Origin of the sequence: Streptomyces canus (genome assembly GCF_001514145.1) — a bacterium.
GTDB lineage: Bacteria > Actinomycetota > Actinomycetes > Streptomycetales > Streptomycetaceae > Streptomyces > Streptomyces canus.
The window spans coordinates 95,034-115,502 of sequence record NZ_KQ948659.1 but is presented as its reverse complement, the minus strand read 5'-3'; the positions used below and the strand labels follow the sequence as shown (position 1 = coordinate 115,502).

General features: G+C 70.4%; 16 protein-coding genes. 8 read left to right on the top strand and 8 right to left on the bottom strand.

The features are described from left to right. Positions 1 to 89: 89 nt before the first annotated feature. Positions 90 to 740, top strand: coding sequence for an RlpA-like double-psi beta-barrel domain-containing protein (locus tag AQJ46_RS14165; RefSeq protein WP_059205954.1), 651 nt, complete (start codon positions 90 to 92; stop codon positions 738 to 740). Positions 741 to 742: 2 nt separating this feature from the next. Here the strand turns inward: AQJ46_RS14165 and AQJ46_RS14160 are convergent, their stop codons facing one another. Continuing rightward, positions 743 to 1,609 (bottom strand): alpha/beta fold hydrolase, encoded by an 867-nt coding sequence (locus tag AQJ46_RS14160; protein WP_059205953.1) that lies wholly within the window; start codon positions 1,607 to 1,609, stop codon positions 743 to 745. Between the two features lie 66 nt (positions 1,610 to 1,675). On the opposite strand from AQJ46_RS14160, the gene AQJ46_RS14155 reads away from it, so the two are divergent. Beyond that, positions 1,676 to 2,125: a MarR family winged helix-turn-helix transcriptional regulator gene (locus AQJ46_RS14155; RefSeq protein WP_059205952.1), complete on the top strand. Its 450-nt coding sequence runs from the start codon at positions 1,676 to 1,678 to the stop codon at positions 2,123 to 2,125. Positions 2,126 to 2,149: 24 nt separating this feature from the next. On the opposite strand, the gene AQJ46_RS14150 is transcribed toward AQJ46_RS14155, so the two are convergent. The 3 genes from AQJ46_RS14150 to glnII all read right to left on the bottom strand — a co-directional run bounded on the left by AQJ46_RS14150 (position 2,150) and on the right by glnII (position 5,152). Next, positions 2,150 to 3,157 carry an SDR family oxidoreductase gene (locus AQJ46_RS14150; protein WP_059205951.1) on the bottom strand — a complete coding sequence of 336 codons (1,008 nt, stop codon included), beginning with the start codon at positions 3,155 to 3,157 and terminating at the stop codon, positions 2,150 to 2,152. 60 nt (positions 3,158 to 3,217) lie between these two features. Further along, positions 3,218 to 3,778 carry a winged helix-turn-helix domain-containing protein gene (locus AQJ46_RS14145; RefSeq protein WP_059205950.1) on the bottom strand — a complete coding sequence of 187 codons (561 nt, stop codon included), beginning with the start codon at positions 3,776 to 3,778 and terminating at the stop codon, positions 3,218 to 3,220. Between the two features lie 345 nt (positions 3,779 to 4,123). After that, positions 4,124 to 5,152: a glutamine synthetase gene (glnII, locus tag AQJ46_RS14140; protein ID WP_057611728.1), complete on the bottom strand. Its 1,029-nt coding sequence runs from the start codon at positions 5,150 to 5,152 to the stop codon at positions 4,124 to 4,126. Positions 5,153 to 5,409: 257 nt separating this feature from the next. Here glnII and AQJ46_RS14135 point away from each other — a divergent pair, with 257 nt between their 5' ends. The 3 genes from AQJ46_RS14135 to AQJ46_RS14125 all read left to right on the top strand — a co-directional run bounded on the left by AQJ46_RS14135 (position 5,410) and on the right by AQJ46_RS14125 (position 9,112). Continuing rightward, positions 5,410 to 6,675 carry a sensor histidine kinase gene (locus AQJ46_RS14135; protein ID WP_059205949.1) on the top strand — a complete coding sequence of 422 codons (1,266 nt, stop codon included), beginning with the start codon at positions 5,410 to 5,412 and terminating at the stop codon, positions 6,673 to 6,675. Next, positions 6,666 to 7,319: a LuxR C-terminal-related transcriptional regulator gene (locus AQJ46_RS14130; protein WP_059205948.1), complete on the top strand. Its 654-nt coding sequence runs from the start codon at positions 6,666 to 6,668 to the stop codon at positions 7,317 to 7,319. The genes AQJ46_RS14135 and AQJ46_RS14130 overlap by 10 nt, the downstream gene beginning before the upstream one ends. 182 nt (positions 7,320 to 7,501) lie before the next feature. Next, on the top strand, positions 7,502 to 9,112 hold the full coding sequence (locus AQJ46_RS14125) for a DUF1996 domain-containing protein (protein ID WP_059205947.1): 1,611 nt from the start codon (positions 7,502 to 7,504) through the stop codon (positions 9,110 to 9,112). 59 nt (positions 9,113 to 9,171) lie between these two features. On the opposite strand, the gene AQJ46_RS14120 is transcribed toward AQJ46_RS14125, so the two are convergent. Beyond that, positions 9,172 to 9,606, bottom strand: coding sequence for a hypothetical protein (locus tag AQJ46_RS14120; RefSeq protein WP_063803809.1), 435 nt, complete (start codon positions 9,604 to 9,606; stop codon positions 9,172 to 9,174). Positions 9,607 to 9,736: 130 nt separating this feature from the next. Here AQJ46_RS14120 and AQJ46_RS14115 point away from each other — a divergent pair, with 130 nt between their 5' ends. The 3 genes from AQJ46_RS14115 (at position 9,737) to AQJ46_RS14105 (ending at position 12,974) form a co-directional block, all read left to right on the top strand. Further along, on the top strand, positions 9,737 to 10,246 hold the full coding sequence (locus AQJ46_RS14115) for a tetratricopeptide repeat protein (protein WP_225887331.1): 510 nt from the start codon (positions 9,737 to 9,739) through the stop codon (positions 10,244 to 10,246). A 48-nt stretch (positions 10,247 to 10,294) separates the two neighbouring features. Next, a complete protein-coding gene (locus AQJ46_RS14110) occupies positions 10,295 to 12,220 on the top strand; it encodes a hypothetical protein (protein WP_059205945.1) in 1,926 nt (641 codons plus the stop codon). Positions 12,221 to 12,284: 64 nt separating this feature from the next. Beyond that, positions 12,285 to 12,974 carry a TetR/AcrR family transcriptional regulator gene (locus tag AQJ46_RS14105; RefSeq protein WP_079072261.1) on the top strand — a complete coding sequence of 230 codons (690 nt, stop codon included), beginning with the start codon at positions 12,285 to 12,287 and terminating at the stop codon, positions 12,972 to 12,974. Here the strand turns inward: AQJ46_RS14105 and AQJ46_RS14100 are convergent. The 3 genes from AQJ46_RS14100 to pulA form a co-directional block, all read right to left on the bottom strand. Continuing rightward, on the bottom strand, positions 12,971 to 13,324 hold the full coding sequence (locus AQJ46_RS14100; protein ID WP_057611721.1) for a 5-carboxymethyl-2-hydroxymuconate Delta-isomerase: 354 nt from the start codon (positions 13,322 to 13,324) through the stop codon (positions 12,971 to 12,973). The two genes, AQJ46_RS14105 and AQJ46_RS14100, sit on opposite strands and share 4 nt — an antisense overlap. A 28-nt stretch (positions 13,325 to 13,352) precedes the next feature. Further along, entirely contained in the window at positions 13,353 to 14,972 is a 1,620-nt protein-coding gene (locus AQJ46_RS14095; RefSeq protein WP_059205944.1) for a fused response regulator/phosphatase, read from the bottom strand. A gap of 73 nt (positions 14,973 to 15,045) precedes the next feature. Continuing rightward, positions 15,046 to 20,445 (bottom strand): pullulanase-type alpha-1,6-glucosidase, encoded by a 5,400-nt coding sequence (pulA, locus tag AQJ46_RS14090; protein ID WP_059205943.1) that lies wholly within the window; start codon positions 20,443 to 20,445, stop codon positions 15,046 to 15,048. Positions 20,446 to 20,469 lie beyond the last annotated feature (24 nt).

Genomic DNA, 20,469 nt, shown 5'->3' with positions numbered 1-20,469 from the left:
ACGTCAGCTGACTCCTGTAACCGCTGAGTAACCTCGTTCGGTATCTCGTACATAGCGGCGTACGCTCCCCTACCTCTCAGGAGGCGCGGATGTCGCGCAGGAGAACACTCGGTACGAAGAAGAAGGTCGCGCTGCTGGTGAGCGCGGCGGCGGTGGCGGGTGGTGGGGCCTTTGTGATGGCCAGCACCTCGAACGCCGCGCAGAGTCCGCAGACGGCGGCGGAATCGACGGTCTGCCAGGGGCTCGCCACCGCGCTCGGCAACAACCAGCGGTTCATCGAGGGGCAACGCTCCGCTCCCGACGCACAGTCGGCGGCCCGGATCGCCAACCGGGAAGCGGTGATCGCGCAGATCAAGGTGCAGCAGGAGGCGTCCGGTTGCGTGGTCGGGGAGTCGGCTCAGGGCTCCCAGGCCGCCGCGGGGCAGCCCTCACAGGCCGCGTCCGCGTCTGCGCCCGCTTCTCAGGCTCCCCCCGCGGGCAACGCCGCCTCCGGACAGCAGGTGTGCAATGGCTCGACCGTCACGCTCTCCGGTGAGGCCGGCGCGCCCGCCGCGTCCAGCAACCAGTTCCCGGCCGGCACGAAGCTGAAGGTCACCAACCTGGACAACAACAAGTCCACGACGGTGGAGGTCACTTCGGTCTCCGGAAGCTGCGCCCTGCTCAACAACGCGGCCTTCGAGCAGGTGCGGGAGCCGGGCAAGTTCCTCATCCGCCGGGCTCTGATCGAGAAGGTGGGGTGAGGTCATTCGGGACGTTCACCTAGGAACTCACTGAGGCGGCGGGCCAGTTCGGGAGGTGCGGACTGCGGCAGCGCGTGGTGGGAGACGCCGGGGACGACATCGGCCTCCGCCCGCGGCAGCAGTTCGCCGGCCTGGGCCGTCGCCTCGTAGGGGTCATGGGTCCTGCTGTTCGCGGCCACGAGCAGCAGGACCGGTGTGTTGAGGTCGCGCAGCGCGTCCGGGGCGGGGCGGGGGCCGGTGACCGGTCTGACGGTGGGGAATCCCGCGGCGGCCTCCTGGAGGCGCAGCCAGTCGAGGTCCAGGGTGGCCGCTCCCCCGGTCTCCCAGTCCAGGAAGGCGCGGACCCGGGTCGGCGTGGGGCGCAGCAGCATCGGCAGGGCGTGCAGCAGATACGCCGCCTTGAACCCGGCGAAGCACTGGGTCGGGTCCAGGAGGAACAGGCGGCGCATCCGGTGGGGGGCGTGCACGGCGTAGTGCAGGGCGATCCAGGCGCCGTAGGAGTGCCCACCGAAGTCGGCCTCCGTGACGCGGAGTCCGCCGAGGAGGGCGTCCAGCCAGGCGGCCAGGTCGGCGACCGTACGGGGGTGACGGTCGGCGGCCGGTTCGCTGCGGCCCGGGGCTCCGATCAGGTCGACGGCGAGGATCCGGCGGGTGCGGGCGAGGTGGGCGGCCTGGGCGTACCAGGACGTGGAGGTCGCTCCCCCGCCGCCCGGCAGCAGGACGAGCGGGGGCGCGTCGGCCGGGCCGCATGCGGTGACGTGGGTGGTGCCGAACGGGGTGGGCACCCGTAGCGCCTCCCGGTCGGCGGGCCACTTGGCCAGCACCTTGTCGTAGGCGGCCTGGAACGCGTCGTCGTCGTATCTGCCCATCGATCCCTCCCGTATTATCTCGCTCAGCAAGATACTCGATGAGCGAGATAATACTGGAGGGTGCGTATGCCGTCCCCGGGACCGGAGATGGAGATCGTCCATCTCCTGCGCGCGGTGACCGTCGAACTCGGCCTGCACAGTGCCCGGTTCGCCCAGCGCAACGCCATGCATCCGACGGACGTCCGCGCCCTGATCGCCCTGATGGACGCCTCCCGCGCGGGTGAGGAGAGGACGGCGGGGCGGCTCGGCGCGGAGCTCGGGCTCAACTCGGCGGGGACGACCTCGCTGCTCGACCGGATGGAGCGGGCCGGTCATGTGCGGCGGGTACGGGGGCGGGAGGACCGGCGCAAGGTGGTCGTCGAGGTGGACGAACGCGCGGTGGAGCTGGGGCAGGCCTTCTTCGGACCGCTGATCGGGCGGGCGGTGGAGCTGCTCCAGGGGTACGACGAGGGGGAACGGGCGGCGATCCGGGGGTTCTTGGCGGGGGTGCGGGACGCGGCGGCCGAGGAGGTCTGACCTCGCGCGGACCGACCGCTGCACTCAATCGCGTGCGCCGGTCGCGAGTGCCTTCGCCTCCGTCTCCTCGTCGATACCCACTACCGGCCGGTCCGGGCGCTGCGGTGCCACCCCGCCGATCTCCCGCAGCCAGTGCCAGGTGTCGGACACCGTCTCGGCGACCGGACGGCAGCGCAGGCCCGCCGCGGCGGCCCGCGAGGTGTCCCCGCAGTGGAGGCTGGTGTGCAGGTCGGTGTCCGGCGGGACCCACACCGGCAGGCCGGTCCAGGGTTCGATGCCCGCGTCGAGGACGATGTCCGGGTCGGTCCAGCGCAGTTCGGCGTTCGACCCGGTCACGGCCACGCAGGCGTCGAGGAGTTCGGCCATGGTGGTGTGGCCGCGCGGGCTGATCAGGTTGTACGGGCCGGTCAGCTCCGCCTCGGCGGCGCTCAGCGTCCACTGCGCCAGGTCGCGGACGTCGACGTACTGGAGAGGGAGGTCCCGTGGCCCCGGTGCCAGGACCTGCCCGCCGCGGGCGATACGGTCCAGCCACCACGGCAGGCGGCCGATGTTCTCGTACGGGCCGAGGATCAGCCCCGCCCGTACGAGCAGGGAGCGGTCGGTGCCGAACGCCTCGACGGCGGCCAGTTCACCGCCCCGTTTGTCCCGGGCGTAGTCGGTCTGCTCCGCGTCGGCCGCGGCGCCCTCGACCAGGGGCGCGTCCTCGGTGTGTCCGGCCGGCTGCGGCCAGGCGTACACCGAGCGACTCGACACATACGCATACCGGTCGGCTCGGCCCCGCAGCAGCCGCGCCGCGTCCCGGACCGCGCGGGGCGCCGCCGACCAGGTGTCGACGACCAGGTCCCAGGAGCCCCCTTCGGCCAGGGCCGTGAGACCGCCGGGCGCGGTGCGGTCGCCGTGCAGCGACCGCACCCCGGCCACGGGCGCGTGCCGTCCCCGGTGGAAGACGGTCACGTCCCAGCCGCGTTCCAGGGCCGCCTCGGCGACGGCCCGGCCGACGAACTCCGTACCACCCAGCAGAAGAAGTCTCATGCCGGTGACTGTGCCCGCCGGAGCGCCGCGAGGGAACCCGGATCTGCCCTGGGCAGACGGTCAGCCGCCGGTCGGCGGGGTGTACTTGTAGCCGACCCGGCGCACGGTCTGGATCGCGCCCCGGAATTCCGCGCCCAGCTTGCGGCGCAGCCGGGCGATGTGGACGTCGACGGTACGGCCGTCGCCCACGTGGCCGTAGCCCCAGACCGTGGTGACCAGCTGGTCGCGGGTGTGCACCCGGTGGGGGTTCTGGACGAGGTGGGCGAGGAGCTCGAACTCCAGGTAGGTGAGGTCGAGTTGCTCGCCGTTCACCTCGGCGGTGCGCTGCACGGTGTCGATCCGTACGAGGGGGGCGCCGGCGTCCGCGTCCGTGACCGTCGGTTCCGGCCGGAAGGGCTGGTGCTGGTCGGCCGGGACGAGGACCAGGTAGCCGATCATCGGGGGCTGGCCCGGCAGGATGGGCAGGGTGTGCTGGGGCGCGGGCAGCCAGGTGGCGCCCGGCGGAAGGAACTCCGGCGCTTCGGGAACCTCGTCGGGGCGGACGGCTCGGAGTCGGTGCCGTGCGCCGTTCTCGGACGGGGCGGTGAGGGGGGCGGTGGAGAGAGAACGAGTGGTCGCCATGAGATCAGCTCTTTCGCGCGAGAGGGTCGTCGGGGGACGTACGTCTGCGCGCTGGCCGAAGGCCGGGGTATACGGCTTTAGAGGGCCGGCGCGTTCATCGCGCGGCAACACACCCGGTCGAAGTCGTGGTGCTGACGGGAAGGCCAGAAGGGCTCGAGGTCATGGCGACCCGTCGCGCTGCACTTCCGGAAGCTGGCCATGAGCCCATTGAAGCAGACACGGGCCCGCGACAGGAGCCTTCTCTCACTGCTCGGACACTTCCCCGGCGTGCCCGCTCCACCGACAACACGCCGAGGGGCGCCCACCGTGGCCGGTGGGCGCCCCTCGGGAGGCTGAAGGCGGGGATCAGACCTGGCCGGCCTTCTCCAGCGCGGAGCAGCAGGTGTCGACGATCAGACGCGTCACCAGGTACGGGTCGACGTTGGCGTTCGGGCGGCGGTCCTCGATGTAGCCCTTGCCGTCCTTCTCGACCTGCCACGGGATACGCACCGAGGCGCCACGGTTGGAGACACCGTAGGAGTACTCGTTCCACGGGGCGGTCTCGTGCAGACCGGTCAGGCGGTCGTCGATGCCGGCGCCGTAGTTCTTGACGTGGTCGAGGGGCTTGGAGCCCTCACCCAGCGACTCGCAGGCGGTGATGATCGCGTCGTAGCCCTCGCGCATCGCCTTGGTGGAGAAGTTGGTGTGCGCACCCGCGCCGTTCCAGTCGCCCTTCACCGGCTTCGGGTCCAGGGTCGCGGCGATGCCGAAGTCCTCGGCGGTGCGGTAGAGCAGCCAGCGGGCCACCCACAGGTGGTCGGAGACCTCCAGCGGGGAGACCGGGCCGACCTGGAACTCCCACTGGCCGGGCATGACCTCGGCGTTGATGCCGGAGATCGCGAGGCCCGCCTTGAGGCAGTTCTCCAGGTGCGCCTCGACGACGTCACGGCCGAAGATCTCGTCCGCGCCGACACCGCAGTAGTAGCCGCCCTGCGGGGCCGGGAAGCCGCCCTTGGGGAAGCCGAGGGGGTAGCCGTCCTTGAAGAACGTGTACTCCTGCTCGATGCCGAAGATCGGCTCCTGCGACGCGAACTTCTCGGCGACCTCGGTCAGCGCGGCACGCGTGTTGGACTCGTGCGGCGTCATGTCGATGTTGAGGACCTCGCACAGCACGAGGATGTCGTCGCCGCCGCGGATCGGGTCGGGACAGGAGAAGACCGGCTTGAGGACACGGTCGGAGGAGTGGCCCTCGGCCTGGTTCGTGGAGGACCCGTCGAAGCCCCAGATCGGCAGCTCCGCGCCCTTGGCGTCGTCCGCCATGATCTTCGTCTTGGAACGGAGCTTGGCGGTCGGCTGGGTGCCGTCGATCCAGATGTACTCAGCCTTGAAGGTCACGGGCCACTTCCTTCGGGGATGTGTCTACGCACTGCGGGTGCTGCGGCGCTGCGGCACTGAAACGCCGCCTCTTTGATGCCCGCGAGCCTGTCAACAGGCGATTTCCCGGTCATTGCTCGAATGTGAACCCCGTGTTACCGGGTGGTGCTGTGGCGCGATTCACTGTGTGAGACCGGCGGAGGGTGTACCTGGCACCACCCCCCGGCCCTGCGGCCAGACCCAGTGACCCGCGTCGCCCTCTCGACGAAACTGACCGTATGACCATCGAGACGCGGAACGGCAGCTGGGGTACGAGGGCGCGGGGCATCGGGCTCGCGGCCGTGCGGGGGCTCGCACTGACGCTGGTGACGCTGCCGGGGGCACTGCTCGGATTCACGCTCAGCCTGGTGTCCATCTCCCTCGTCCCGGTCGGGATCGGGGTCTTCACGACCCCCTGGGTGCTGACGGGCGTGCGTGCCTTCGCGGACTGGCGTCGGGTGCTCGCGGCCGAGTGGTGCGGGGTGCGGATCCCGTCGGCGTACCGGCCGATACCGGAGAACGCCAACGCCTGGGCCCGCACGTACGCGATGCTGCTCGACCCGGCGACCTGGCGGGATCTGCGGTGGTTGCAGGTGGACATGACGGCGGGGTTCGTGACGGCGCTGCTGTCGGCGGTGCTCGTCTTCTACCCGCTGGAGGGACTCGCGGTCGCGGCCGGTCTGTGGCGCCCGCTCACCGAGCTGGGCGGCGGCTACTGGTACGGCTTCGTGCATGTCACCGACCAGACCTCAGCGCTCCTCGCCGGCGCCCTCGGCATCGCCCTGCTGGGCCTCGTCCCCCTCGCACCGCGGCTGCTGACCGCCCACTTCCGGCTCACCCGTGCCGTACTCGGCGCCGGTCAGGGTGAGTTGGCCGAACGCGTCCGCGTCCTCACCGAGACCCGGCGGGACGCCGTGGACACCTCCGCGGCCGAACTGCGGCGCATCGAGCGGGACCTGCACGACGGGGCGCAGGCCCGTCTGGTCGCCATGGGCATGGATCTCGGCACCATCGAGATGCTCCTCGACAAGGACCCCGCGCAGGCGAAGCGGCTCCTGGCGCAGGCCCGTCAGTCCTCGGCGGATGCGCTCACCGAGCTGCGCGACCTGGTGCGCGGCATCCATCCGCCGGTGCTGGCCGAGCGCGGACTGGGCGACGCCGTACGGGCGTTGGCGCTGCGGCTGCCGGTCGCCACCGAGGTGACCGTGGAGCTCGAGGGCCGGCCGGACGCGCCCGTGGAGTCGGCCGCCTACTTCGCGGTCAGCGAGGTCCTCACCAACGCGGTCAAGCACTCCGGCGCCGACCGGATCTGGATCGACCTGCACCAGACCGAGGGGATGCTGCGGATCAGCGTCACCGACAACGGCCGGGGCGGCGCGCTGATCACGGCCGGTTCGGGACTGGCCGGAGTCGAGCGGCGGCTGGGTACATTCGACGGCGTCCTGGCCGTCGGCTCCCCCGCGGGCGGCCCCACCATGGTCACCATGGAGATCCCTTGCGCGTAGTCCTGGCCGAAGACCTCTTCCTGCTGCGCGACGGTCTCGTGCGGCTCCTTCAGGCGCACGACTTCGAGATCGCCGCGGCCGTCGAGAGCGGACCCGAGCTGGCCCGCGCGCTGGCCGAACTGGAACCGGACGTCGCCGTGGTCGACGTACGGCTGCCACCGACGCACACCGACGAGGGGCTGCAGTGCGCGCTGAACGCCCGGCGGGACAGACCCGGGCTGCCGGTGCTGGTGCTGTCCCAGCACGTGGAGCAGCTGTACGCGCGCGAGTTGCTGGCCGACGGCACCGGCGGGGTGGGCTATCTGCTCAAGGACCGGGTGTTCGACGCGGAGCAGTTCGTCGATGCCGTACGACGGGTCGCGGCGGGCGGTACGGCGATGGACCCGCAGGTGATCCAGCAGCTGCTGACCCGGCGGGCGGCCGGCGACCAGCCGCTCGCCCGGATCACGCCCCGCGAGCGGGAGGTGCTGGAACTGATGGCGCAGGGGCGGTCGAACGCGGCGATCGCCGCCAAGCTCGTCGTCACGGAACGGGCGATCGCCAAGCACACCGCCAACATCTTCACCAAACTGGGCCTTGAGGTGTCGGACGACGACAATCGGCGCGTTCTGGCGGTGCTCGCGTATCTCGACCAGGATCGGTGAGCGACTCCTCATTCTCTGTAACTCCTGCTGCTCAACGGGCTGTTGTCGGCCCGGTGCCGGGCAAACCTCTGATTTGTTTGTGGGGCGGCTGAACACCCCTGGGACGGCATCCGTAAGGGAGGGAGCCGCTTCACTCCTGTCGGGCGCCTCGATGGCCCGGAAAAGGAAGTCAGAGGAGTTCCATGGGACGCAATACACGTAAACGCCGCTCGTCGATGGCCAACAAGGCCATAGCCGCGTCGGCGGCCCTAGCGCTCGGTGGGGGCGGGCTGATCTGGGCGAACTTCTACGCCTCGGCGCACGAGTCCAACAACAACGGCTGGTCCCAGAACCAGACCAAGGCCGCCGCCGCGCAGGTGGCGACCATCTCCTGCCCCGATGTCGGTCAGAAGCTGACGAACGTGCCACAGTCGGCGCGTCAGGGTGTGGCCACGGAGCTGGCCAACCTGGACAAGCAGATCACCGAGGCCTACGCCAGGCTCGCCTCGACGCGACAGGCTCAGGCGGGTGACTCGGGCTTCGTCCAGAACGCCATCGTCGGCCCCCTGAAGGAGAAGCGGGCGGCCACGATCGACCGGATCCGCCTCGACATCCAGCGGGTCGGTGGCCAGTTCAACACGTCGCTCAGCCAGTTGGCCGCCTGCACGACGCAGAACGCGCAGACCAACGCCGGCCAGACCGGCGGCCAGCAGCAGAACGGCGGCCAGCAGCAGGGCGGCCAGCAGCAGAACGGTGGCCAGCAGCAGGGCGGCCAGCAGCAGAACGGCGGTCAGCAGCAGGGCGGCCAGCAGAACGGCGGCCAGCAGCAGGGCGGCCAGCAGAACGGCGGCCAGCAGCAGGGCAACGGCGGTCAGGGCGGCAACGGCCCGGTGGCGGCCGACTTCGTGGACATCACCAAGGTCCAGGGCAACGCCCAGCTCGGTGTCGGCCAGAACGGCCTCCCGGCCAACGGCAACTCGGGCTCGAAGGGCACCTTCACCACGAAGTGCGGCACCAACGGGAACGACAACCACAACACGGACAACGTGATCGTCGCCCCCGGTGTCGCCAACGGCGCCCACCACCTGCACGACTACGTCGGCAACCAGAGCAACGACGCCTTCGCGAGCGACCAGGAACTGGCGGCGGCCCAGACCACCTGCCAGAACCAGGGCGACAAGTCCTCGTACTTCTGGCCGGTGCTGCGCCTTCAGGACGGCTCGCAGGACTTCGACCAGAACAACGACGGCGGCGGCAAGGAGGGCAACGTCGGCAAGATCCTCCAGCCGGCCCAGGCCCAGCTGAAGTTCGTCGGCAACAAGACCGGCAACGTCGTCGCGATGCCGACCGCCCTGCGCATCATCACCGGTGACGCCAAGGCCCAGGTCAACGGCAACGCCAACGCCAACGTGAACTGGTCCTGCACCGGCTTCGAGAACAAGGTGCAGCTGCACGACAAGTACCCGATCTGCCCGCAGGGCAGCCAGGTGGTGCGCACGACCAACTTCCAGAGCTGCTGGGACGGTCAGAACATCGACAGCGCCAACCACCGCACCCACGTGGCGTTCGCCCAGGCGAACGGCGCCTGCGCCAACGGCTTCAAGGCGATCCCGCAGCTCCAGGTCCGGCTCGTCTACAACGTCCCGGCGCCGAAGCTCCAGAACGGCACGGTGGTCAACCCCTACGCGGTCGACACCTTCCCGGAGCAGCTGCACAAGCCGATCACCGACCACAACGACTTCATCAACTTCTTCTCCACGAACACGATGAACCAGATGGTCAACTGCATCAACACCGGCAAGAAGTGCCAGTGACGCACTGAGAAAGCCGGCGGTGAGAATCTCTCACCGCCGGCTTTCTTGTGTTCGCGTCCTCAGTGGGCCGAGTGCGTGGCGCCCATCTTCGAGTGGTCCGTGCCCTCCTCGATGTCCCCGCCGAGCGTCTTGCGCAACACGGTCACCGTCTTGGTGGTGTCACCGACGGCGACCCATTTGCGGCCGACCAGGAAGTGACCGCCGTAGTCCTTGGCCCCGTTGATCCACTCGCGCTGGCCGCGGTCGGTGGCGAAGGTGGCGAGGATGAACTTGCCGTCGGCGTCCTTGGACTTCTTGCACACCGCCTGACGCAGCTCGTCGGCGTCGATCTGGATGTTGGGCGTGCACTTCACCTCGGCGGCCAGGTGCTCCAGGCTGCCGGTGGCCGCGGAGGGCACCGCGGCGGCCTTCGCGTCACCGCCGGATCCGCAGCCCGCCAGCGCCAGCACCGCGGCCGCGCCGGTCAGCGCGAGCATCGGTCGGGTCAACCTCATCTGTTCCTCCGGTCACGGGTCACACCTCGGACGGGCCCCGGCGGGGGTCCGTCTCCTCCCATACGGCTGCGAGGCGCGGGACGCTCAAATCCTGGTGATACCACGGGTACGGCTGTGCGAGAGTGTGCCGGTGAACGAGGACTGGGAAAAGCGCGTGGTCGCCGCCTGGGCGACGTTGGACGACTATCCGGAGGAACGGGCGGCCGAGTTCCGGGCCGTGATCGACGCGCTCGTGGCCGAGCTGCCGGACGGCAGTCCGCTCGGTCTGTTCGAGCAGGCCTCCGCCTGGGACTCGACGGGGCATTCGGACAAGGCCGTCCCGCTGTACCGGGAGGCGCTCGCGAGGGGGCTCAGCCGGGAAAGCGGCTACAAGGGGCGGCGCGCCAAGATCCAGCTGTCCAGTTCGCTCCGGAACACGGGGCAGGCGGAGGAGGGCGTCAAGCTGCTCACTCCCGAACTGGACGGCCCGTCCGACGAGTTGGACGATGCCGTACGGGCCACCCTGGCGCTGTGCCTGTCCAGCCTCGGCCGGGACCGCGAGGGGCTGTCGCTGGTCCTGGGTGCCCTCGCCCCCCATCTGCCGCGCTACCAGCGCTCGATGGCCCGTTACGCCCGCGCGCTGGTCGACCCGGAGGACTGATTCACCCGGGGGCGGTGACCAACCAACGATTCGCTCGTTCTGCTGAACGTGCAGTCACAGGATGTCGCCCCGCGCCCCGCACCCGCTTCCGGCTCCGCCTCCGACCCCGTCGTCGACGTCGAACAGGCCGAGGCCGCGCTCGTCGAGCACTACCCCCGGCTGGTCCGGCTCGCCTATCTGGTGCTGCCGCCGGGCCTCGGCCGCAACCGGCGGGTCCTGACCGCGCACGCCCTCACCCAGCGTGCCCTGCCCCGGGGCCGTACGGCGACGCCCGTGATCCCGGCCCAGCCGGACGGCCGTGAGGGCGACCCCGGCTACGCCTTCGTCCGCCTCCAGGTGGTGCGTACGGCGCTGGAGGCGGGCCTGCCGCTCCGGCGCAAGGCGTGGCCCAAGCGTTCCCAGCTCCCGCCGCTGCTCCCCCAGGTGTGGGGCCTGAGGCTCTTCCCGCGCTCCGGCGGCGCCGAGGAACTGGCCCTGGACCAGCGCCTGTCGGCCCTGGCCGGCCCGGCCCGTGCCGCCTACGTCCTGCGGGGCCTGGAGAAGCTCCCCGACAGCGACGTACGCGGTCTGCTGACGGCGGCGGGCGTGGCGGACGTGGACGCGGCCCTCGACGAGGCCGACTCCGCGCAGGCCGAGTACGCCCTCCTCGACTCCCCCGAGTTCGACCCCTGCTCGCTCCAGGCCCGGCCCACCGACCTGATGCGGCGCAGGCAGCACATGAAGGCCGCGCTCGCCGCCGCGGCGGCCGTCGCCGTGTGCGGGGCGCTGCTCGGCATGCCGGGCGACGGCTGGGGCCCCGACGGCGCCGCCGCGCCTCCCTATGCGCAGAACCCTTCCGCCCGGGCAGCCCTGGACCCGGCCCTGCTGCTGAAGGTCCCGGCCGCCGCGTGGGAGTCCTCCGCCCGCACCGACTTCTCCGTGTGGCCCGCGCGCGGCGACCTCACCGGCGACTCGGCCCTCCTGCGCCGCGCCCTCGCCGTCTGGGCCCGCCCCGGCGAGACCGTCCAGGTCTCCGCGACCCCCGGCACCCCCTCGGGCGGCCCCTCCGGCCCGCCGCAGCTGCTGTACGCGGGGACCGTCGACAACGCGCGCGTGGTGATCCTCTACGACGGTCTGCGCATCGTCCGCTATGCCGAGCCACGGGACAACACCAAGGGTGCGGCCCTGGACTTCGCGCGGGTCGACGGAGCCGGCCGGGCGGAGGCGAGCGCGGTCGTCCTGGGCCGGGCCGACGGCAACGTCCGCTATCTGACGGCCCCTTGGGTGACCAAGGCCGCCGACCGGGACCTGCTGAAGCCGGGCTCCGCCGCCACGGATCTCGCGCTGACCGGCGGCACCACCGCGCCGATGGCCGGCCCCGCGCAGAGCGGCCCCTGCACCTCCTGGAACGTGCTCCAGCTGACGGACGCCTCCGGCACCCGGCTGCTGACCGACCTCGGCGAACTGGTCCCGGCCCGCCTCACCACCGGCCGCCCCGGCTCCGTGAAGGACGCGTCCGGGGCGGGCGCGCTGCGCGGCTGGGCGCCGTACGCCTGCTCACTGGGCGCGATGCGCTCCGCGGGCGTGCGCAGTGTGAACGCCTGGGCCTACGCGACGCAGCCGCTGCCCGACGCGAGCGGGACGGCAAGCTGGGTCTGCACCCGGGCCGAGACCTGGCAGGGTGGCGGGGAGCGGGTGCTGGCCCAGTTCCACACGCCGGGCGGACCGTACGGGGCGGTCGCGGCGAAGGCCGAGAACGTGCCGGCGTGCGGGGCGAAGGATCCGCAGGTGCTGGCGGGGGTGCTGTGGAAGTCGGGGGCCGGTACCTGGTACCTGCTGGCGGCGGGGAGCCGGGGGACGTCCTCGATCAACGCGTCGGGCGGAGTCCGGGCGACGGCGAACGGCCATCTGCTGGCCGCGAAGGCGAAGCAGGGGACCCAGGCCGAGCTGAAGGGGACCCTGGAGGACGGGCGGGCGGTCAGCGGGCTCCGGTAGAGCTGTGAACACCGCTGGTCGATCCAGCCCGTTCCAGGCCGGATCCGATCGGTAAGGTATTCGTATGACTACCGGGGTCCGTCGAAGAATGGGCGTCGAGGAACGGCGTCAGCAGTTGATCGGCGTCGCCCTCGAACTGTTCGCCCGCCGCTCGCCCGACGAGGTCTCCATCGACGAGATAGCGGCGGCGGCCGGTATCTCGCGGCCGTTGGTGTACCACTACTTCCCCGGCAAACTCAGCCTGTACGAGGCCGCGTTGCAGCGCGCGGCGCACGACCTGGCGAGCCGGTTCGAGGAACCGCACGAGGGGTCGCTGGGCGGCCGGCTGCTGCGCGTGATGCGCCGGTTCTTCGACTTCGTGGACGAACACGGCCCGGGTTTCTCGGCGTTGATGCGCGGTGGGCCCGCGGTCGGCTCTTCGGCGACGAACGCGCTCATCGACTCCGTACGACAGGTCGCCTATGAACAGATCCTGTCGCATCTGCGGGTGACGGACCCGCCCGCCCGGCTGGAACTGCTCGTCCGCTCCTGGATCTCGCTCGTCGAGTCGACCGCCCTGATCTGGCTGGATGGCCGGCGCATCCCGCGCGCCGAACTCGAGACGCAGCTCGTGCACAGCTTCGCCGCGCTGGCCGCGGTCGGCGCGGCCTACGACGAGGAGATGACCGCGCTGCTGCGCCACATGCTCAAGGACGAACCGAACGACGGCCCGTTCACCGACCTGGCGGCCCGGCTGATCACGCTGGCCTCCTAGAGCACGGCCTTGGTGTAGGAGGCGTCCAGGTCGCGGACCTCGGCGGAGAGGTGCACGGTGAGGCCGTCCTCGGGTCCGACGTACTTGCGCAGGAGTTCCACGACGGCCTCGGTGAGCTTCGCCTTGGTCTCCTCGGACCGTCCGGCGAGCAGGGCGAGCGTGACGTGCACGATCGCGTGGTTCCTGGTCTCGCCGCCGACCGCCTCGTCCTCGGTGCGCAGGACCCGGGTCTTGCACGCCTCGAGCTTCGCGGCCGCCGTCTCGACGACGACCGGGTGCAGCGCCAGGGCGAACTCCTCCCAGTGGACATGGTCGAGATACGGGGAGTGTTCGACGGTGATCTGCGGCATGAGGACTCCTGTTCTACGACGGCACAGGTCACCCTAGCCGCAGCGCCAGCATGGCGATGTCGTCCTCCCGGTCGTGGCCGAAGGTGTCCAGAAGGGTGTCGCACAGGGCGTCCAGGCCGGGCAGGGCGCCGGAGGAGGCCGCGCGGAGGTGTTCCAGGGAGGCCGTGAGGTCGGTCCCCCGGGTCTCGATGAGGCCGTCGGTGACCATGAGGAGCCGGTCGGTGGGTTCGAGGAACAGCTCGGTGGCCGGCGGATGGGGCAGGCCGACGCCGAGCAGCGGTCCAGCCGCCTTGGCGTAGTCGGCGGTGCCGTTGTCGCGGACGATCAGCGGCGGGATGTGGCCGGCGTTGGCGATCCGGGTGCGCCCGGTGTCCGGGTCGATCAGGGCCAGGCAGACGGTGGCCGTGATGTCGGGGTGGTAGCGCTGGAGCGTCCTGTCGAGGCGCTCGGCGAGCACGGCCGGATCGCTCTCGTCCACGGCGTAGGCGCGCAGCGCGTGCCGGAGCTCGACCATGACGGTCGCCGCGTCCAGCGAGTGCCCGACGACGTCGCCGACCGCGGTGAGCACCCCCTCGTCCACGCGCAGGGCGGCGTAGAAGTCGCCGCCGATCTCGGTCTGCCGGGAGGCGGGGACGTAACGGACCACGACGTCGATGCCCGGCAGTTCGGGCAGCCGGTGCGGCTGGGGCAGGAAGCTGTGCTGGAGGGTGAGGGCGACATGCCGCTCGACCTTGTACATGAGCAGCGGCTGGGCGGCGAGCGCGGTGGCCTGCGCGAGCTGGGCCAGCAGGGTCTCGCCCTCCAGGCCCACCCTGCGCATCCCGCGCGCGGGCGCGGCCAGGCACACCGGTGCCCGGCCGTCCTGGGTGACGACGAGCGCGAGCCGGGCGTCGTGCTCGACGCCGGGCCGGAAGAACCCGGCGGGCCACAGCGGTGCGGGCACGCTGGTGAGCTGCACCCCGGTCTGCCCCCGGGTGAGCCGGCGCAGCAGGGCGGCCACGGCCCGGTCGGCGTCCTCGTCGGGCAGGGCGACGGGAACGCGGTCGCGGGACAGACCGCGGTAGAGCACGTCCTCCTGGTCGAGGACGAAGACGGCGCCGGGGGTGCCGGTGAGCCGCGCGAGACCCTCGGCGGCCGCGTCGGAGAGCTCCTGGAGGGTGCGGGCCGACTGAATGGTGACGATCGTCTCGGACAGCAGGGTGAGCCGTCGCACCAACGCCCGGTCACCGGCCCGCTGTTGTGCGTTGCGTACGGCGGCCCGGACGACTGCCTCGATCTCCAGGGGCTCGGCGGGCACCTTCAGATAGGCCTCGACACCCGTGTCCATGCCCGCGCAGTGCACGGCCGGGGGCACCGCGGAGGCCGAGAAGTGCACCACGGGCATCCCGGCCGTGTGCGGGCGTTCCTTGAACAGCCGGCACAGGTCGAAGCCGCTCATGTCGGGCAGCCCCACGTCGACGAGGGCCACGTCGGGCAGGGTGCCCTTGCGCAGCCGTGTGTCGAGTTCCGCGAGGGCCTCGCCGCCGGTGGCGACCGGTACGACGCGATGCCCCGCCCGGCTCAGCACGGTGCCCATGGCGTACCGGCTGGCCTCCACGTCGTCCACGACCATCACGGTCGTGCCTGTCAGCTTGCCTTTTACATCCATCTGTCCGCCCTCGGGCAACACCGGTGGAGCAGAGCGGGGTTCGGGCTCTGCTCCACCAAGGTAATGCCTTCAGCTACGGATGGCGGATGAAAACGGCCACGGTCCGTCCCGGAACGGCGAAGGTGCCCGATTTCCGCTCGTAGGACGCCCCCTTGACGGTAGAGTCCGCGCCTGCCACCTGCACGGGATGCAGCTGGTATGTGCTCCCGGCAAGGGCCTCGACCCGCTGGCTCTGCGCCTTCGGTGTCGCGTTGAACACGACGACGAGGTCACCCAGTTCCATCGTGATCACACCGGGCGTCTCGTCCTTCCCGGACAGCGGGAAGGACAGCTTCGACTGCACCTGCTCCGCCGTGCCGAGCGAGAACGCCTTCTCCGTCGTACGGATCCGCAGCAGGTCCTGGTAGGCGGCCGAGGCCCCCTGGATCTGTGCGCAGCCCACCTGCACCGAGCCCAACAGGGGCTTGGCATAAGGCCACTTGGACGCGTTGTCGGCCGCCATGGGCAGTCCGCGGCCGAATCCGTTGCCGTCCTGGCAGTTCCAGTGGATCGCGTTGAACCAGTCGCCGCTGTCGAAGGAGTTGCGGTCGAGGGACTTGGAGCGCAGCAGGTCGGTGCCCGCCTGGGAGAGCGACGGGCCCTGCGAGAGGGCTGCCGTGGCCATGGCGAGGACCTGCATCCGGGCCCGGTCGGCGGCGCCGGTACCGGCGGGCAGCTTGTACGTCAGCGCGTCGAACAGCGACTCGTTGTCGTGCGCGTCGGCGTAGGCGAGGGCGTCGCCGGGGGCGTCCGCGTATCCGGCGGGCTGACCGTTGTAGTCGACCTGGGCGCCGGTGACCTCCTTGCCGTCGGTGTCGGTGAAGGTGAACTCCTTGAGGTTGCCGGACAGGCCCACCTTGATGAGGTCCTGGTAGTGAAGCAGGCGGGCCTTCTGCTCCTGCGAAGTCCCGTTCGCAGTGGACGAGTTGGGGTCGGTGTACAGCCCGGACGCGAAGCCCTGGACACCGGGGTCCTCGTCGAAGGGTCCGCCGCCGCGTACGGCGTCACGGGCGCGGTCGGAGAAGGTCGCGATGCCCGTGCCGGCCATGTTCTTCTGCGTGGCCTGCACGAACCGGGCGTCGTCGGCGACCTCGCCGAAGTTCCAGCCCTCGCCGTAGAGAATGATCTTCTTGCCGTCGACGCCGTCCTTCTGGAGGGTCAGCGCGTCGAGGGCCTTGCGTACGGCCAGGATGTTGGCCTTGGGGTGATGGCCCATGAGGTCGAAGCGGAAGCCGTCGACCTTGTACTCCTTGGCCCAGGTGACGATGGAGTCGACGACCAGCTTGCCCATCATGGCGTTCTCGGTGGCCGTGTTGGCGCAGCAGGTGCTGTTGGCCACCGAACCGTCGGCGAGGAGCCGCTGGTAGTAGCCGGGGACGATCCGGTCGAGGACGCTGGTGGAGGCCTGTCCGCTCGCCGCGGTGTGGTTGTAGACGACGTCCATGACGACTCTCAGGCCGTCGTCGTTGAGGGACTTGACCATCTTGCGGAACTCGACCGTACGGCCGGTGCCGTCCGGGTCGGTGGCGTACGAGCCCTCGGGGACCGTGTAGTGGTACGGGTCGTAGCCCCAGTTGTAGGCGTCCTTCGCGGCGACCGCGGAGACGCACTCCTGCTGCTTGTCGGAGGCGGCCGGGTAGGAGGCGAGGTCGCAGGCGGGGGTCGCCTGATCGGACTTCTTCTCGGGGACGGTCGCGATGTCGAAGACCGGCAGCAGGTGGACGTAGCTCGTGCCCGACTTCGCGAGCTCGCGCAGGTGCTCGGAGCCGTCGCCGTCCTTGTCGGTGAAGGCGAGGTAGGTGCCCCGGTCCTTGGCAGGCACGGTCTTGTCCGCCACCGAGAAGTCCCGGACGTGCAGCTCCTGGATCTCGGCGTCCTTGAGGGGCACGGCCTTCGGCTTGGTGTAGTGCGACCAGCCGCGCGGCGACAGGGACTTGTCGTCCAGGTCGACGACAAGGCTGCGCTCGGAGTCCGTGGTGAGGGCGACCGAGTAGGGGTCGGTCACCTTGTTGGTGACGACCTTGCGGACGCTGGGCGCCCAGACCTTCACGACGTACCGATAGGGCTTGCCCTTCCAGGACGTGGGGCCGGTGACGGACCACACGCCGGTGGCGGGGTTGCGTCGCATGTCCTTCAGGGACCCGTCGAGCTCCAGCTTCACCGACTGCGCGGTGGGCGCCCAGACGGACAGGGTGGGGCGGCCGTTGTGGAAGGCCGGGCCCAGTTCCGCCTTCGTGGCGGTGGGATACAGGTCGTCGAGCACGCCGGCGATCTGGACGCCGGTCGCGGCCGGCACGGCGCCGTTGGCGGCTCGTTGGGAGGCGACGAGCTGACCGGTCATGGCCTCTCTCACGCGGTCGCGATCACGTGGGTCGACGGACCAGGCCGCGTAGTCCTTCAGGTGCGGGAATCTGGCCTTCTGGGCGTCCGTGAGGGTTGTCCTGCTGAGCCGCAGCCACCTCTCGTCGTCGCTGGTCAGGGCTCCTGCGTCGACGGCGATCGAGCCGTCGTGGGAGTACAGCAGCTGGGTGGAGGCGACCGCCTCCGAACCGTTCCACGCGACCGTGTTCCGGTCGATCCAGACGGCCTTGGAGGTGGTCAGGTCGAGCGCGGCGGCGGACCCGGCGGGCTGCGGGAGCAGATACTTCTCCTGGCCGTTCAGCAGCCACACCTCGTGGCCGTTCGCCGTGAGGTCCAGGGACTGGTCGGTGGGCAGGTCCTTCTCGTCGCCCTTGTGGATGATGTAACTCAGGCTCGTGGCCCCATCGGTCAGCGGTACCTCGAAGACCGCGCCATAGGCGTCGGTCCGCACCGGCTCCAGCGGCTTCGACCAGTCCGTGGGGTTCGCGGCACCCGTCCAGGCGTGCAGACCCCAGCCGTCGTAGTTCCCGTCGGCGCGGTGGTAGTGGAGGACGGCCTTGGTTCTGTCCTGCGCCGGGTAGTCGGGCCGCTGTGTCTGTACGGCGTCCTTGCCCTGCTCGATCCACACCTCGCCGGTTTTGGTGACGTCGATCGTGCGGTCGGCGGAGACGTCCTTGTCGCCGTCCTTGTCGATGACGAGGAAGCCGACGTTCGAGGCGCCGGGCTTCAGCTTGACGTAGGCGAAGGCACCGTACGCGTCCCGGCCGGTGAAGGGGTGGCTGTCGGGCCAGGTGGTGGACTCGCCGTCGGCGAGGTCGCCCCAGGCGTACAGACCCCAGTCGTCGTAGTCGCCGTCGGCGCGCTGGTAGTGGACGACCGCGTAGTCGCGGGAGGAGGCGGTGGGGGGCTCCTCGGCGGGCGGGGTACCGGTGACGGACTGCGCCGTCGCTGAAGCGGTGCGTCCCGTCGAGTCGACGACAACGGCCTTGTAGCGCAGGGCCGTTCCGGCCGGTACGGCCTTGCCGACGGTCTGGGTGACCTTGTACGGCGCGTGGTCGGCGGAGCCGAGTGTCCGCCACTTGCCGCCGCCGATCTGGGCGGCGAAGACGACCCGGTTGAGCTGTCCGCCGTCCACGTCGGCGGTGAGCTCGACGGTGCCGGTGGCACCGGCGGCCGGAGCCTTGAGGGTGATCGTCGGCTTGGTGGCGGGCGGGGCGAGCTTGCCGGCCGCCTTCAGGACGATCGCGGAGCCGGCGGGGACGGTGACGGTGATCTTCTTGTCGGCGTCGGAGGTGACGCTCGGGGCACCGCCGTAGATTCCCTTGAACGCCATGTTCGCCGAACCGGTCGCGAAGGTCGCCGACCTGGTCTCGCTCGCGTTGTTGAAGGCGACGACGTACTCGGTGTTCCCCTGTGTACGGGAGAAGGCGTAGATCCCGGCCCCGTCAGCCGCGTACCGCTCCTCCTGGACTCCGTCCGTGAGCGCCGGGTTGGCCCTGCGGAGCTTGGACAGGGCGCTGATCCGCTCGTACAGCGGGGCGCTCGTGTCGTAGGCGTCGCTCGCGTGTGTGCGGTCGGTGCCGATCTCGTCGTCGTCCAGGTAGTCGGCCGTCCTGGACGCGAACATCGTCTGGCGGGCGTCCTTGTCGCCGCCGGCGCCGGTGAAGCCCTGTTCGTCGCCGTAGTAGACGACGGGGTTGCCGCGGCTGAGGAACGTCAGCTCGTTGGCGAGCCTGTCCTTGGCGAGGAGTTCGGCGTCGGTGGCCTTCGGGTTGTCCTGGTTCAGGAAGTACCCGATGCGGCCCATGTCGTGGTTGCCGAGGAAGGTGACCTGCTCGTAGGCGTTGGCCTTGTCGGTCGTGTACTTGTAGTCGTCGCCGAAGACGGATCCGAGCTTCCGCGCGCTGCCGCCCTGGGAGGCGTACTGCCGTGCGGCCTCCTGGAACGGGAAGTCCAGCGTGGCGTCGAGACGGCCCTGGGTGACGTACGGCGAGGTGATCGACGTGTCGGCGGAGTACACCTCGCCGAACATGAAGAAGTCCTTGTGGCCCTGCCTGGCCGCGTAGGCGTCGAGAGCCGTGGCCCACTGGGTCCAGAACTCCATGTTCACGTGCTTCACGGTGTCGATCCGGAAGCCGTCGATGTCGAAGTCCCTGACCCAGCGCCGGTAGATCTTCTCCATGCCGGAGACGACCTCGGGACGCTCGGTCCACAGGTCGTCGAGGCCGGAGAAGTCGCCGTAGGTCGTCGACTCACCGGCATAGGTCGAGTCGCCGCGGTTGTGGTACATCGTCGGGTCGTTGAGCCAGGAAGGGACCTTGGCGCCCGCACCGGTGACCGTGGGCGTGCGCGGGAAGGAGTCGGTGTCCACGGCGGGGAAGGCCTTGGAGCCGTCGGCGTAGTCCGAGTCGTCGAAGGGCTCCCCGTCCTTCGTCAGATAGGGGAAGGCGCCCTTGGAGAGGTAGTCGTAGGACTTCTCCTCGTAGTCGACGACATCGGCCGTGTGGTTGGTGATGACGTCGAAGAAGACCTTCATGCCCTTGGCGTGGGCCTTGGAGATGAGGGTCTCCAGGTCCTTGTTGGTGCCGAAGTGCGGGTCGACCTGGGTGAAGTCCGTGATCCAGTAGCCGTGGTAGCCGGCGGAGGCGTTGGCACCCGTGCCCTGGACGGGCCGGTTCTTGAAGATCGGGGCCATCCAGATGGACGTGGTGCCTAGGCCCTTGATGTAGTCGAGCTTCCGGGTCAGGCCCTTGAGGTCGCCGCCCTGGTAGAAGCCCTTGTCGGTGGGGTCGTAGCCGGTGCTCAGCCGTGAACCGGTGAGCCCGCCCCGGTCGTTCGAGGTGTCGCCGTTGGCGAAACGGTCCGGCAGGACGAAGTAGAACTGCTCACGGGTGTCGTCGTGCCGGGCCGGTTCCGCGGCGAGCTTCGCGTCGGAGGGCGGTGGGGGCGGGGTGTCCGCCTGGGCGGACAGCGGCTGGACGAGCGCTGCGGCCAGCGCGGTCACGGTGACCGCGGCGACCCGTCCGGCGTGTGCGGTACGGCGCCTCGACGGCACCGGCCATCTCGGTATCACTGACGTGGACTCCTTGCGATGACG